This window comes from Sorangium sp. So ce590, assembly GCF_051521365.1.
Classification (GTDB): domain Bacteria; phylum Myxococcota_A; class Polyangia; order Polyangiales; family Polyangiaceae; genus Sorangium.
In genome coordinates this window covers 78,996-93,024 of the sequence record NZ_CP150346.1, presented here as the reverse complement: position 1 = coordinate 93,024, position 14,029 = coordinate 78,996, and the positions used below count along the sequence as shown (strand labels likewise).

The following is a 14,029-nucleotide window of genomic DNA, read 5'->3' as shown; positions in this document are numbered from 1 at the left end:
GGCCGCGCGGGCCGCTCACTGCTCCAGCGCGCCGCCCGGCTTGTGCGGGACGGGCGGACGGCGCTCGAGCAGCTCCCGCGCCGCGGCGCGCACGACGGCGGGCACGTCCGCCGCCGCCGCGAGCTGCAGGAGCTCGGGCCGCAGGAGGAGGCGCACCATGGGCACGGCGAGCTCCGGCGGCGCGCCCGGGTTCTGCACGATCGCCATGCGCACCCGCGCGCGCTGGGGCCACTCGGGGTGCCGCGCGAGCTCCGTCATGACCTCCGGGCTCGCCGGGCGCCGCGCCGCGAGGCGGACCACGTCGTCCTCGGTCAGACGCGGGTTCGCGAGCAGGTTGCGGATGACGAGCGGGTGCGGGTCCCGCAGCAGGGCGTCGAAGGCTGCGCGCGTCGGCCGCCGCGCGAGCGCGCGCCGCTCGCCGAGCGAGAGCGCGCGGCCCGCGCTCGACGTGGCGAGGCGGCGCTCGTCGGGCGCCGGCGAGGCCGGCTGCGCCTCGTGCCGCCGCGCCTTGCGGCGCAGGAGCCGCGAGAGCGACAGGAGGGAGAGGGGGGCGGCGAGCTCCCGGAGCTGCGCGACGCGCTCGGAGAGCGCCGGATCCGCGAGGACCGGCACGACGGCGCCGAGCACGTCGCGCGCGCCGGGGTCGGCCTGCTCGGCGTCGCGGCAGAGGTCGTCGAGCGCGCGGGCGACGGAGGCGGGCTCGGCGCGCAGCATCTCGCTCCGCACGAACGCGACCCGAAGCCGGAGCTCCTTCAAGGAAGAGACGGCTCGCCTCCATCGTCCCGCCAGCGGATCCACGCCGTCATTTTACATCGCCCGCGCGCCGGCGTGGAGCGCGCGCCCGGCATCTTGCGATGCGCGATGCGCATCACGCGATGCGCGGTTATCCTGCGCCCGGCAGAGGGGCCGGCGCACGCCGAGCCCCGTTCGTCCACAGAGGCCGGCGCACGCCGAGCCCCGTTCGTCCACAGAGGCCGGCGCACGCCGAGCCCCGTTCGTCCACAGAGGCCGGCGCACGCCGAGCCCCGTTCGTCCACTGGGGCCGGCGCCGCCGCCCCGCCTTGAAGGGAAGAGTCGCATGTCCGAGAAGGTTTCATTCCCCGTGAAGGATGGGTCCCCGGCGACCGGCGCGATCGTCTGGCCGAAGCAGGGCGGCAAGGCGCCTGCGGTCGTCCTGATCCAGGAGTGGTGGGGCCTGAACGACCACATCCGCTCGCTGCTCGACCGGCTCGCCGCCGCCGGGTTCATCGCCCTCGCCCCCGACCTCTACCGCGGCAAGACCACCCAGGACGCGGCCGAGGCCAACCGGCTCATGACCGAGCTCGACAAGCCGCGCGCCCTCGAGGAGATCGCCGGCGCCGTCCGCTTCCTGTCGGCGCACGAGCGATCGAACGGCAAGGTCGGCGTCATCGGGTTCTGCCTGGGCGGCGCGCTCAGCTTCGCCGCCGCGGCGACGGTCCCGGAGCTCGCGGCCGTCGTGCCCTTCTACGGCGTCCCGAGCCCCGCGCCCGACTATTCGCGCATCAAGGCGCCGATCCTCGCCCACTTCGCCTCGCGCGATGCGTGGGCGACGCCGGCCGCCGCCGAGGCGATCCGGAAGGAGCTCGCCGCCCGCGGCCAGTCGATGGAGCTCCACGTCTACGACGCCGACCACGCGTTCGCGAACGACACGCGCCCCGAGGTCTACAACCCCGATGCGGCCAAGCTCGCGTGGGAGCGGAGCATCGAGTTCCTGAAGCAGCACCTCGGCTGAGCGCAGCGCCCGGCCCCTCCCCGCGAGGCGCAGCGCCGGCCGCGCGCCGCCGCGACGGCCGAGCCGCCGCATTGCGACCGGATCGGCCTTCTTTGCCGTCGCTCAAGGAACCCTGATATACACGCTTACATGGCCCTCCCCCCGGTACTCCCGGGCTCGACCCACCAGGCGGAGTCGCCGATCGACCGAGCGCTCGCGCTCGCGCTCGCGGGAGAGCGCGACGCCGCGCTCCGTTGGGCCGCGGCGCTGGTCCGGCACGACCCGACCATGCCGTCCGCGCTCTGCCTCTGCGGCCGCCTCCTCGGCGAGCTGAACCGGCACGAGACCGCGCGCGAGGCGTGCTCCACCGCGGTCATCCGCGCGATCGACCTGGAGAACCTGCCGCTCGCCGTGGCGGCCGCGCGCGAGAGCGAGCGCTTCGGCGGCGATCCCGGCCCCGGGCTCGACCTGATCGCCGACTCGTTCTGCAGGGACTCGCCGCGGCTCGGCGAGGGCGCGCCCCCGCCGCCGCCCCTGCCGACCGCCGAGGCGTTCCAGCCGCTCGCCGCCGTGCTCCAGGGCGCGCTCCTGCTCAACAAGGCGACCGAGATCATCCACAACGCGACGCGCAGGCTGGTCGCCCAGACCGACCACCCCGGGATCGCGCCCCAGCCGGTATTCTCGTCCATCGGGCGCGACGCGCTCCGGGCCCTGTGCGCCGCGTTCACGCCCATCTGGGTCCCGGCGGGCACGACCGTGATCGAGCAGGGCGCGGCGCGCAGCGAGGCGTACTTCGTCGCGCGCGGCGAGCTCGTGGCCCGGCGCCGGCGCGGGGACGAGGAGACCCTCCTCGCGCGGCTCACGAACGGCGCCATGTTCGGCGAGATGGCGCTGCTCTCGCGGGCGCCGCGCACCGGGAGCGTCGTCGCCACGCGGCCGTCCATCGTCCTCGAGGTGAAGCGCGACGCGATCGACGAGATCGCGCAGCGCGAGCCCGAGGTGGGCCTGGAGCTGGCCGCCTACTGCAGGGACCGCATGGTCGAGAACCTCGTCCGGATGAGCGACGTGCTCCGCGTCGTCCCCGAGACCGACAGGCCCGTGCTCGTGAAGCGCTTCCGCACGCGCACGTTCGAGAAGAACGAGCGGCTGCTCGTGCAGGACGAGCGGCCCCCCGGCCTGTTCCTCATCGCCTCCGGCGAGGTCGCCGTGGTCCGGCGCGACGCCGCGGACGACGCCCGAGGCGAGCCGCTCGTGCTCTCGACGCTCGGCCCGGGCGACGTCGCCGGCGAGATCGCGATGGTCCTCCGCCGCGCGGCGAACGCCGACGTGATCGCCGTCCACCCCACCGTGACGCTGTACCTGCCGGCCACCGAGTTCATGGGGCTGGTCGAGGATCACCCGGCCGTGCTGGCACAACTCTACAAGCTCGCCGTCCAGCGCGACGACGAGACAACGAGCATCATGGCGGAGGAGGTCTCCGTGGCCGAAGATTTTGTGCTCATCTAGATCACCGGACCGCTCGAGAGACGGAGAAATACGCCACGGTTGCGCAGAGTTTTTGTTGTTGTTCCCTCTCTGCCTCTGTGGTTCAAACTCTCTCTTGCAAGGGGATTCAACCTGTTCGGTGCTCTAGCTGCGTCCTGCGAGCGCGAGGCGCGTGCGCCGGTTGACGCAGCGCGCCATGCCCCGTAGACTTTAGGTCTATCCGTTGTTCTTGTTGACCAGCACTGAACAATCACCAGCGTAGGGTAGGCCACGCGCGCACGACAGGTCCTGCGACAATGACGACGAACGCGTTCGGGCTGGAGGGACAGGTGCTGGTCGGCCGGTATCGGCTGATCCGCCCGCTCAGCTCGGGCAGCATGGGCACCGTCTGGCGCGCGGCCGATCTCACGCTGGGCTCACCGGTCGCGATCAAGATGCTCGGCCCGCTGTACGCGAAGGACGAGACGGTCCGCGCGCGCTTCCACCAGGAGGCGCAGGCGGCGGCGGCGCTCCGCAGCCCGAACGTCGTGCAGATCCTCGATCACGGCGTCGACAACGACGTCCCTTTCATCGCGATGGAGCTGCTCGAGGGCGAGGATCTCGCGCACCGGCTCGGGCGCGTCGGCGCGCTCGCTCCGGCCGAGACGGCGCGCATCTTCGCCGACGTCGCGCGCGCCGTCCGCAAGGCCCACGACGCCGGCATCGTCCACCGCGACCTCAAGCCCGACAACATCTTCCTCGCCCGCGACGACGACCGCGAGGTGGCCAAGGTCCTCGACTTCGGCGTCGCGAAGACGCGCTTGTACGGCAGCGAGGGCATGGGGACCCAGGCCGGCGTGCTGATCGGGACGCTGCCGTACATGAGCCCTGAGCAGGCGCAGGGGGTGACCGTCGATTTCCGGTCGGACCTGTGGGCCCTCGGGGTCATCGCCTTCGAGTGCGTGTGCGGCCGCGCGGCGATCAAGGCCGAGGCGCCCGGCGCGATGATCCTCGAGATATGCAGTGAGCCGCTGCCCGTCCCCTCGCGGGTGGCGTCCGTGCCCGTGCCGCCGGCGTTCGACGACTGGTTCCTCCAGGCGTGCAGCCGCGATCCGAGCGCGCGGTTCCCCTCGGCGACGGCGATGGTCGAGGCGCTGCGCGAGGCGCTCCTGCCGGAGGGCGAGGCGCCGGAGCCCGAGAGGGCATCGCTGAGCTCCACTCCCGCCCCCGCGACCGCCGCGCCGATCTCCATCCCGCCGGCGTCCGCGCCGCCGATGTCCGCGCCGCCGATGTCCGCCCCGCCGGTCTCCGTCTCGCCCGGCGGGGGCGCGGCCTTGCCGCCCATCGTCGACGAGGGGGCGGAGGTCGACGGCAAGCCTCGCCGCGCCGCGCCGGTCGCCGCCCTCGTGCTCGGCCTCGCGGCTTCGGCCGTCGGCGTGGTGCTCTTCGTGGGCTGGCGCGCCCTGGGGAGCGACCCGAACGCGCACGTGACGACGTCCGGCGCGGCGTCGCCGCCGGCGGCGATCGAGGCGCCGCCGGCCGCTCCTCCGGCGAACGATCCGCCGGCGGAGACGGCTCCGGCCACGGGGGCGCCCGAGATCGCGCCTTCCCGGGACGCGGCCGCCGCGGCGACCTCGGTGCCTGCGGGCGACGCCGGCGCGGCGCAGGCTTCCAGGGTGCCCGCCGCGACCGCCTCCTGGACCGCGGCGCCCGCTCGACCGGCCAAGGCCGCCTCCTCCGCGCAGCGGACCAGGACCTCCTCATCCGCGGCCGCGCCCTCGGCCTCCAGCGCGACGCGGCCCAAGGCCGACCGCCTCGGCTTCTGAGGAGACGAATGCACCCGCGATTGAGGGCTCTGGGCACCACCACCGTCGCGCTCGCATTTGCAATCGCGCTCGCGACCCCCGCGCGAGCGGCCGACGTCGACCCCGCCACCGTGAACGCTGCCCGGGCGCTCGCGGAGGAGGGCCTCGATCTCTACGACAAGGGCGAGTATGCGGCGGCGCTCGACAAGCTCTGGCGCGCGGAAGAGCTGATCCAGGCGCCCACGATCGGCCTGTACGCGGCGCGGTGCCTCGAGCACCTCGGGCGCCTCATCGAGGCCTCCGAGCGCTACCTTCACGTGAGCCGCACGCCGCTCGACGCCTCGGCCAGCGACGTCTTCAGGGCGGCGGTCGCCGACGCCGAGGAGGCGTATAGCGATCTCAAACCACGGATCCCCAAGCTCGCAGTCGGGGTGCGCGGCGCCCCGGAGCGCGAGGTGCAGATCTCCATCGATGGCAAGCCCATGCCACCGGCGCTCGTGGGGGTCAGCCGGCCTGTCGATCCTGGCAAGCACCTTGTCGAGGGCGCGTGGGGGGGCCGCGTCGTCCGGCAGGAGATCACGCTGCAGGAGCGCCAGGAGACGGCGGTCGCGCTCGCGTTCCCCGACGTCCGCCGGCCCGTCTTCGTCCCCTCCCCGGCCGCCCCCGCGCAGCCGACCGCGCAGCGCGTGCTCGGCTGGTCCGCGGTGGGCACGGGCGCGGCGGCGCTCGTCCTCGGCGGCATCACGTTCGGCGTCACCAGCGCGCTGCACAGCGACCTGATCGATCTCGGGTGTACCGAGAAGGTCGTGTGCCCGGACACGCCGGAGACGCGCGACACGCTGAGCTCGTACAACACCCTGCGCCTCATCCCTGCGCCGGCGTTCATCGCGGGCGGGGCGCTCGCTGCGAGCGGCGTCGCGCTGCTCCTCACCATGCCGTCTGCGTCGAGGCCCGGGGGCGCGACGGCGCGTCCGTGGATATCGCCGTGGGGCGCGGGGATCGCGGGGGTGTTTTGATGAGACGCAGCGACTTCTTGGTCCTCTCCGGCGCGCTCGGCGTGGCCGGCGCGCTGGGCGGGTGCTTCGACAAGGGCGTGATCGCGGCGAACGTCGGCGGCGCCGGGCAAGGCGGGACGGGCGGCCAGGGCGGCGGCGGCACCGGCGGCGGCGGCGGCGGCACCGGCGCGGAGGGCGGCGCCGGCGGGACGACGACCTCTTCCACCGGCATGGAGCCGTGCGAGTATTGTTATCAAGGCCCCCCCATGACCGAGGGTGTCGGCGTGTGCAAGGGCGGCTGTCTGCGAGACGGGTCGTGCGTCGGTCAGGTGATCCCCACGGCCGAGGGCTGCACGGTGGACGCTGACAATGTTGATGATGTCGACGAGAGCTGCGACGGTGAGCCCAGGTGCACCGGAACGCTCGAGTGGAGCATCAAGATCGGAAGAGACGGCGAGCAGCACGGTGAAGACATCGCCTTCGACAGGGCAGGGAACATCCTGATCGCGGGGCGGTTCTCCGGGAGCGTGGATTTCGCCGCCAGCCAGGGCTCGACCGACGGCTTCGTCGTCAAGCTCGCCCCCGACGGGACCCCGATCTGGAACAAGGCGTTCGGCGGGTCGGGCACGGATGTTTGCACGCGCGTGGCGTACGCCAAGAACGACCTCGTGGTCCTGGCCGGGACCTACGGGAACACCCTCTATTTCGACGGGACGTCGCTCCCCAGCGCCGGCAGCACGGACGTGTTCGTGGCGAAGCTCGACGCGGCGGGCGATCTCGACTGGATCAAGCGCATCAGCGGTCCCGGGGCCGACACCGTCCGCGGGCTCTCGGTGGATGCGGACGACAACATCGTCGTCGCCGGCAGCTTCACCGACCGGGCCGAGGTGCTGGGTGCGGCCAACCTCGTCAGCTTCGGCGGAGAGGACATCTTCGTTGTGAAGATGGACGCGCAGGGGGGACACATCTGGAGCAAGAACTTCGGCAATACGAGCCCTCAGGTCGCACTGGACGCCGCCTTCACGCCCGATGGCAGCGTGGTCCTGGTCGGCAGCATCGCCGGCCCGATGCGCTTCGGGGAGACGGACCTCATCCCCCGCGGCTATGACGCCTTCATGGCGAAGCTCGACAAGAACGGGGAGCCGCTCATGGCCAAGACCTTCGGCGACAACATGGACCAGGAGTTCGTGTCGGTCGCGGTGGACGCCCAGGGAAGCATCTTCGTTGCGGGGATGACCGAAGGACAGATGAGCTTCGACGGATCACCCCCGCCGCACGCCGGAGGGTCCGACGCGGTGGTCGCTGCCTTCGACTCCGAGGGCAAGCATGTCTGGAGCCGTCAGTTCGGGGATGCGGAGAATCAGCGGGCGCTCGGGGTGACGGTCGACCCGGCGGGCAACGTCCTCGTGGCCGGAGAGTTCGAGAGATCCATCGATCTCAAGCCCCCGCAGCTCGAGTCCCGCGGCGGCTTCGACGCTTTCCTGGCGAAGCTCAAACCGGACGGCACGACGGCCTGGGCCATGTCGTTCGGCGACGCGACGACGCAGAGCGCCGCGGCCGTCGACGTGGATCCGCTGGGGTTCATCGCGCTGACGGGCAATTTCAGCGGCAGCATCGATCTCGGCGGAGCCCCCCTGACGAGCGCCGGGGGCAGCGACGCGTTCGTCGCCAAGCTGCAGCCCTGACGTCCGCCCCACGTCGAGGCGCGCTCCGCCGCCACGCCGGCGCTCCCCGCGAAGGTGCCCGGTGCACGGCGATTGACACGTCCTGGCAGGCGGTAAACTCACGAAAGGTCTGCTCGTGCTGCACCGAGCAGAGGCGGATCTCCGTGCCTGCCAGCAGCGCGGGAGCTCCGCCGCGCAGGGCAGGACCTCCGGTGGACCAGGGGGGACACGCGATGGTCCGGTGAGAGCTCCATGTACCAGAACAACTGATCCACCGGATCGAGCGCGACCCGCCCCTGGAGCGCCTCGAGATCCCTCGTTTTGCCTTCTCTGCGCGCTCCTGGGCGGTGCGTGCGATACCGTGGCGAGGTCTTCGTACCGGGCACCACATTTGCCTGCTGAGGAGCCGCTCACGGAGGAGGAGGTCTCGCGCGATGAACCACACTCAAGAGAGGGCTGGGGTGCCCCCCCCCTATCCCGTCGATACGTACGTTCAGGGGCCAAGGGTGGGCGCTCACGCGGCGCTCCAGGCGCCTCCCAGCATCGCGCCGGTGGCGGCCAGCGTGCCGCCCATGTCGACCACGGACGACCTGGACCGCGAGCTCGAAGCGCTCGCCCAGGGCGTGCGGCAGAAGCGGCGTGGTCGGTTCGCGGTCGTGATGGGCCTGCTCGTGGCCGGCGCGGCTGCGGTCACGGTCACCACCTTCGCCGGCAAGGTGAAGGAGGCCGAGGCGGCCCAGGCCGAGGCGGTGGCCGCGCGCGTCGCCGAGCAGGACAGGATCGCGCAGCTCAACCTCCAGATCGAGGAGCGCAACAAGAAGATCTCCGAGCTGACCCTCGCGCTCGACACCGCCAAGAGCGACGCCGAGAAGGCGCAGAAGGCGTTCACCGCCTACAAGGCCGAGGAGGAGGCAAGGGCCGCGGCAGAGGGCGAGGACGAAGCCGACGCGAAGACGTCGAAGCTCTCGCCCAAGTCGGCCGCGGTCAAGCGCGGCCGGGCGGCGCCGACCAAGGCCGCGCGGGGCGCCCGTGCGGGGATGTCGGCGAAGAAGGGCGGCAAGTGCGTGTGCAAGCAGGGCGACCCGCTCTGCGGCTGCCTGTGAGCAGCAGCTCAGGGCCTCTCCCGTGAGCAGCAGCTCAGGGCTTCTCCTGTCCAGATCCAGTTGACAGCACCAGGACACCGGCTCCGCCGCGCGGCGGAGCCGGACCCGTGAGGGCCGCCGGGACGCGCTGCGCGCCTCGGCCGCGGCTCACGGCACGTTCGCCGCGCCGGGCGTGATCGTCGCGGAGAACGCCCAGTCGGCCGCGGCCTGATTCGTGTCCGTCCCCTCGGGCAGGCGGCAGAGCGAGCCAGGAGCATTGTTTACGTCCGCCACGGAGGCGTGGCAATGGCTCGCCCTCGACGAGACTCACACTGACCTCCCCGATCGTGACAGCGGTGATGCTCCCCTCGCAGGAGAGGGCGTCGATCAAGCTCCCCGTCGTCGTGTTCACCAGCGCAATCCCGTCGGGGCCGTCGGGCGCTCCGTTCTGCACCCGGTTGATCTGGGCGCCCGAGAACGGGATCGTCAGCGCCCCCTCCGGCAGGGTGTCGCTGCCGACCACCGCCGTGCTGCCGACCACGAGGTACTGGCCCGCCGCGAGCGTCCCGGCAGGGCTCAGATCGAACGTCTGGTCGGCGGACGGAAGCTCCGAAGCGCCGTTGATCAACACGAGCGCGTGACCGGCGAGGTCCACGGGCCCGCCCGTGCCGTTGTAGATCTCGATGAACTCGGCACCATCGGTATTCTCCTGATCGTAATCCACCTCGTTGATCACGAGTCGTCCCGTCACCGTGACCGTCTCGACGGTCGCGGAGAGCGAGATCGCCCCGAGCGTCGCCGTCACGGTGGCGCCGGCTGCCGAACCGCCGTCCACGTAGTCGAACGTGGCGCTCTGCTGCCCGCCCGGGATCGCGACCGACGCCGGGAGGGTGCCAGCGCCCGGCGGCTCGAGCGCGAGGGCCACGACGGCGCCCTCCGACGGCGACGGGATGTCGAGCGTCACGGTGAACGACACCGTGCCGCCCGGCGCCACCGTGGCCGACGGGGGGTCGAGCGCGGCCAGCGCCGGCGCCTCGACCGGGTCGAGGACGCGCACCGGAGCTCGCGCAGCAGGTTCATCGAGCCGGTCGCGATCCAGTCCGTGCCGAGCGCGATCTGCACCCCGAGGCGGGCCGCGGCGGTCACCACGGCCGTGTCGCCGTAGAGGGTGATGTTGGAGCGCGGAGACCAGATGAGCGCCGTCCCCTTCGCCGCCATGGCCGCGTAGTCGGGCGCGGTCAGGCCGATCCCGTGGATGTACGCGCTCTGCGGCAGCAGCACGTCGTTGGGCTCCGCGTGCAAGCAGACGAACTCGTTGCGCGCCGACGCCTCGATCCCCTCGGCGATGTGCGGGCAATAGGCGTCCCCTCCGTCGATGTCCTCGCCTCTCACCATGTCGCCCGGGTAGCCGCAGCCGCTCACGAGCTCGCGGCCGCTCGCGTCGTCGAGCGGGAAGGTGTCGAATTTGACCGGCTTCTCCGCGCCCGGCGTGAGCACGGTGCCCCGGATCAGCGTGGCGCCCGCGCCGGCGACCACCTCGCACGTCCCCTGCGCGAACGGCGCCAGCGCCTCGCCCACGATCTCCTGGGCCGGCGTCTTCGTGCAGTCGACCTCGCAGCCGTCGCCGGACGCGACGTTCCCGTCGTCGCACGGCTCGCCCGGATCCAGGGCGCCGTCGCCGCAGCGCGGGGGCACCTCGATCTCGCACGCCGCCGAGCAGCCGTCGCCGTCCGCCGCGTTGCTGTCGTCGCACGCCTCGCCGGGGTCGAGCGCGCCGTCGCCGCAGCGGGGCCGCACCTCCTCGTGATGGCAGGTCGGCGAACAGCCGTCGCCCTCCGCCGTGTTGCCGTCGTCGCAACCTCGCCCGCGTCGACCTCGCCGTCACCGCACACCCCGGAGGGGTTGTCGCCGCCGTCGTCGCCCCCGCAGCCGTTCCAGAACAAGACACCGACGAGCACGGCCATCAGCCGCGCGAAGCGCATCGATCTGTGAGGCACGGCTCGAGTGTAGCGATGCCCGCGCTCGCCTGTGTTGCCTTCAGATGACGCGACGGGAGCGCGCGATCGCGATCGCGATCGCGGATGCCGAGAGCAACGCGAGCCAGGCGACATCCGGCAACGCGCCGCGGGCGCGGGGGACGCCCGCGGCATAACTGCAGGAGCTCACGCGCCGCGTCCCGTCGATGGGTCGCCCTCCCTGGCCGCTGCTGCCGGGCAGCGGTGCGCCCACCGTGCCGCCGCTGCTCGAGCCGTTCCCGCCGCCGTTGCTCCCGGTCCCCTCGCCTCGCTCGGGTTCGCAGCCCGCGGCCGCCCCGCGGAGCGCGGCGAGCGCGAGCTTGGCGACGCCGAACTCGTCGGTCAGACCGTAGCGCTGGTCGTCGAGCGGCTCGTCCTGAAAGCTGGCCCAGACCGCGCCGGCGACGTCGCGCCGCTTCGAGAGCAGATCGAGCGAGGTGGTCAGGTTCGCCGCCTGGAGCTCCTCGCCGACGAGCGTCGTCGACCACGCCATCCCGGTCACGAAGAAGGGGCTCTCGTCCCCCTCCTGCTCGGCGATCTCGCGCACCTCGTCGAGATAGTCGCCGAGCCCCCTCGGATCGACCTCGCGGAACTGATCGACGAACAGCTGATGGCCGAGGTGCGACCACGGCGTCCGCTCGCCGTAGCGCAGCGCGAGCTCGTCCCACACGGGCTGATCGTAGAGCTCGCGCAGGTAATCGACCCCCGAGAACGGCACGGCGTCGTCGTCCGAGGCGAGCAGGCCGCCCGTGATCAGCGAGAGCTCGCCGACGTTGAAGAGCGCCTCGTTGCGGATGCGGATCTGGGCGAGGATCTGCGCGAGCACGCGGGGCAGGATGTAGGTGCAGCCGGCGTTCTCGGGATCGAGCGCGTAATCGGGGTTTTCGAAGCAGTTCGGCTGACTCCAGATCTCCCAGCGCTCGACGCGCCCGGCGTACCTCGTCATGAACGCCTCTGCCCTCGCGGCGAACGCCTCCACATACGCGTTGTTGCCGTCCCCGTCCCGATCGTCGTTCCAGTGATCCTGTCCTTCCCCGAGCGTGCGGTGGGAGAGCAGCCCGAGCGGCTCGAGGCCGGCGTCGATGACAGCGTCGATGACGGCGTCGACCTCGTCGAGCTTGTCCGGGTCCCACGCCTCGGCGTCGTCGAGCCGGAACTCGACGCGCACGGCGCCGGCGCCTGCCCGCGCGAGCTGCTCCGCGAGCTCCTCGTCGAGGATCACCTTCCCTTCCTCGACGGGCGCCCCCGGATCGATTCCATAGAAGCCGCACGGCACGCCCCGCGCGCCGAGCGCGGGGGCCGCGAGGAAAAGCGCGGAGGAGGCGACGAGAGCGACAATGGCTGCACGCATGTTTCAAGGATAGCTGGGATGACCGGCTCGACCAAGAAACGACCCGGACATGGACCAACCATGCTAGGGAGACGCGCACATGGCTTCCCTGGAACTGGACGAAGAAGGGCGCGGGCGCGGCGGGGTCGCTCCTCCGGGCGGCGGGGTCGCTCCTCCGGGCGGCGAGGTCGCTCCTCCGGGCGGCGAGGTCGCTCCTCCGGGCGGCGCGGCCGACGGCGACGTGGGCGACGTGGTGGATGAGGCGGGCGGCGACGCGCAGGACGCGCCCCCTGCCCGGAGCCTGCGCGACTGGCTGCGCGGCGCGCCGCTCTCCGGCCGCCTGCACCTCGCGCTCGGCCTCGTGCTGCCGGCGCTCCTGCTCGTCGCGAACATGGTGCGGGTGCGCTCGTTCACGATCGACGACGCGTACATCTCCTATCGCTACGCGCGCAACTTCGCCCGGGGCCTCGGGCTCGTCTACAACACCGGCGAGCACATCGAGGGGTACACGAACTTCCTCTGGACCGTGCTGCTCGCGGTCGGCATCAAGCTCGGCCTCGACCCCGACGTCGTCGCCAAGGCGCTCGGCGGGCTCGCCGCCTGCGGCTCGCTCGGCGCGGTCTATCTCCTCTCGGCCCGGCTGCGCCCGCACGGCGCGATCCCGTGCATCGCCACGTGGCTGTTCGCGACCTCGATCGTGCTGAGCGGATATGCCGTCTTCGGCCTGGAGACGCCGCTCTTCCTCCTGCTCGTCCTCGCGGGCACAGAGATGATGTTCCGCGAGCGCGACCGGGGGACGGGCTTCCCGTACTCGGGCCTCGTCTTCGGGCTGGCCGGCCTCACGCGCCCCGAAGCGCCGATGTTCCTCGGCATCCCGATGCTGTTCCTCGGCCTGCGCTTCTTCGGGCGGCAGAACCTCCTCCGCGGGGTCGTCTTCGCCGCGCCGATCGCGTGCCACATGCTCTGGCGGTACAGCTATTACGGCACGTGGCTGCCGAACACGCTGAGCGCCAAGACCGGCAGCCTCGCGGAGCAGCTGGCCGGCGGGCGGCACTACCTCGCGGAGTACGCGGCGCACACCTCGCCGGTGCTCCTGCTCGCGCTCTTCGGCCTCTGCGTGGCGATCGTCTCGCGCCACCGCGACGCGCTGTGCGTCGCGGCCCTCGCGCTCGCGGTGGGCGGCTACGTGCTCCTCGTCGGCGGGGACTGGATGCCGTTCTACCGCTTCATGAGCCCGTTCGAGCCGTTCTGCTTCCTCCTCGCCGGCCTCGGCGCCCGCTCGCTGCTCGAGCCGCTGCTCACCGCGCTCTCGGCCCGCGCCGCCGAGTCGCGCGCCGGCGGCGCGATCGCCCTCGCCGCGGGCGCCGGGGTGCTCGCCGTCGGCGGCCTCGTCGCGCTGGGCGCCTTCCGGGCGCAGCGGCTCGATCGCGCCCAGCTCCGGATCCTCGACGACGACAAGCGGTTCTGGGACAGCGCCGCCGGCGGCACGGCCGCGTGGTTCCAGCAGCACGGCAAGCCCGGCGAGGTCGCGGTGGGCGACATCGGGTACATCGGGTACGCGACCGACTATCCGGTGCTCGATCTCCTCGGCCTCGTCGACCCGGTGATCTCCAAGCTCCCGGGCGGCTACACGCGCAAGACGGGCCCCGGCTACGTGCAGCGCGTCTTCGACAAGGCGCCGCGCTATTTCGTGTTCATCGGCGGCGCCGACACGTGCGACAAGCTCCCGTTCCCGGCGCAGGAGAAGCTCCGCAAGGACCGGCGCTTCCGGGGCATCTACGAGGTGGCCGGGAAGGTCCGTCACAGCAAGAACGGCTACTGGTGCATCTTCGAGCGGCGGGACGACGCGCCGCCGGCGCCCTCGGGCGCGGCGCCGGTGCCCGCGGGCGCCGCCCCCGGCGCCGCGCCCTGAGCGTCGCCGCCGCCCGCGATGCCGCCCTGG

11 protein-coding genes are annotated in these 14,029 nt (G+C 72.5%); 7 read left to right on the top strand and 4 right to left on the bottom strand.

The window, feature by feature from the left end; genetic code table 11:
- Positions 1 to 15 precede the first annotated feature (15 nt).
- On the bottom strand, positions 16 to 756 hold the full coding sequence (locus WMF28_RS00355) for a hypothetical protein (protein WP_437599991.1): 741 nt from the start codon (positions 754 to 756) through the stop codon (positions 16 to 18).
- A gap of 322 nt (positions 757 to 1,078) precedes the next feature.
- Between WMF28_RS00355 and WMF28_RS00350 the strand changes: the two genes are divergently transcribed.
- From WMF28_RS00350 to WMF28_RS00325, 6 genes are all read left to right on the top strand, one after another.
- Complete coding sequence (locus WMF28_RS00350; RefSeq protein WP_437599990.1) at positions 1,079 to 1,753, top strand: dienelactone hydrolase family protein; 675 nt, start codon at positions 1,079 to 1,081, stop codon at positions 1,751 to 1,753.
- A 129-nt stretch (positions 1,754 to 1,882) separates the two neighbouring features.
- Positions 1,883 to 3,238, top strand: a complete 1,356-nt coding sequence (locus WMF28_RS00345) for a cyclic nucleotide-binding domain-containing protein (protein WP_437599989.1) — start codon at positions 1,883 to 1,885, stop codon at positions 3,236 to 3,238.
- A 275-nt stretch (positions 3,239 to 3,513) separates the two neighbouring features.
- Positions 3,514 to 5,022 (top strand): protein kinase domain-containing protein, encoded by a 1,509-nt coding sequence (locus tag WMF28_RS00340; protein ID WP_437599988.1) that lies wholly within the window; start codon positions 3,514 to 3,516, stop codon positions 5,020 to 5,022.
- 8 nt (positions 5,023 to 5,030) lie between these two features.
- Positions 5,031 to 6,017, top strand: coding sequence for a tetratricopeptide repeat protein (locus WMF28_RS00335; RefSeq protein WP_437599986.1), 987 nt, complete (start codon positions 5,031 to 5,033; stop codon positions 6,015 to 6,017).
- Positions 6,017 to 7,681 (top strand): SBBP repeat-containing protein, encoded by a 1,665-nt coding sequence (locus WMF28_RS00330; protein WP_437599985.1) that lies wholly within the window; start codon positions 6,017 to 6,019, stop codon positions 7,679 to 7,681. The genes WMF28_RS00335 and WMF28_RS00330 overlap by 1 nt, the downstream gene beginning before the upstream one ends.
- A 413-nt stretch (positions 7,682 to 8,094) precedes the next feature.
- Positions 8,095 to 8,763 carry a hypothetical protein gene (locus tag WMF28_RS00325; protein WP_437599984.1) on the top strand — a complete coding sequence of 223 codons (669 nt, stop codon included), beginning with the start codon at positions 8,095 to 8,097 and terminating at the stop codon, positions 8,761 to 8,763.
- Between the two features lie 34 nt (positions 8,764 to 8,797).
- Here the strand turns inward: WMF28_RS00325 and WMF28_RS00320 are convergent, their stop codons facing one another.
- From WMF28_RS00320 to WMF28_RS00310, 3 genes are all read right to left on the bottom strand, one after another.
- Positions 8,798 to 9,799, bottom strand: coding sequence for a lamin tail domain-containing protein (locus tag WMF28_RS00320; protein ID WP_437599983.1), 1,002 nt, complete (start codon positions 9,797 to 9,799; stop codon positions 8,798 to 8,800).
- Positions 9,703 to 10,539, bottom strand: a complete 837-nt coding sequence (locus WMF28_RS00315; protein WP_437599982.1) for a DUF4215 domain-containing protein — start codon at positions 10,537 to 10,539, stop codon at positions 9,703 to 9,705. The genes WMF28_RS00320 and WMF28_RS00315 overlap by 97 nt, the downstream gene beginning before the upstream one ends.
- A 240-nt stretch (positions 10,540 to 10,779) precedes the next feature.
- Entirely contained in the window at positions 10,780 to 12,108 is a 1,329-nt protein-coding gene (locus tag WMF28_RS00310; protein WP_437599981.1) for a hypothetical protein, read from the bottom strand.
- A 79-nt stretch (positions 12,109 to 12,187) separates the two neighbouring features.
- On the opposite strand from WMF28_RS00310, the gene WMF28_RS00305 reads away from it, so the two are divergent.
- Complete coding sequence (locus tag WMF28_RS00305; RefSeq protein WP_437599980.1) at positions 12,188 to 13,999, top strand: hypothetical protein; 1,812 nt, start codon at positions 12,188 to 12,190, stop codon at positions 13,997 to 13,999.
- Positions 14,000 to 14,029 lie beyond the last annotated feature (30 nt).

Excerpts from the sequence above, each read along its gene's own strand:
- WMF28_RS00345 (WP_437599989.1), top strand. The coding sequence starts at position 1,883 with ATGGCCCTCCCCCCGGTACTCCCGGGCTCGACCCACCAGGCGGAGTCG.
- WMF28_RS00335 (WP_437599986.1), top strand. The coding sequence starts at position 5,031 with ATGCACCCGCGATTGAGGGCTCTGGGCACCACCACCGTCGCGCTCGCA.
- WMF28_RS00310 (WP_437599981.1), bottom strand. The coding sequence starts at position 12,108 with ATGCGTGCAGCCATTGTCGCTCTCGTCGCCTCCTCCGCGCTTTTCCTC.
- WMF28_RS00305 (WP_437599980.1), top strand. The coding sequence starts at position 12,188 with ATGGCTTCCCTGGAACTGGACGAAGAAGGGCGCGGGCGCGGCGGGGTC.
- WMF28_RS00325 (WP_437599984.1), top strand. The coding sequence starts at position 8,095 with ATGAACCACACTCAAGAGAGGGCTGGGGTGCCCCCCCCCTATCCCGTC.
- WMF28_RS00330 (WP_437599985.1), top strand. The coding sequence starts at position 6,017 with ATGAGACGCAGCGACTTCTTGGTCCTCTCCGGCGCGCTCGGCGTGGCC.
- WMF28_RS00350 (WP_437599990.1), top strand. The coding sequence starts at position 1,079 with ATGTCCGAGAAGGTTTCATTCCCCGTGAAGGATGGGTCCCCGGCGACC.
- WMF28_RS00340 (WP_437599988.1), top strand. The coding sequence starts at position 3,514 with ATGACGACGAACGCGTTCGGGCTGGAGGGACAGGTGCTGGTCGGCCGG.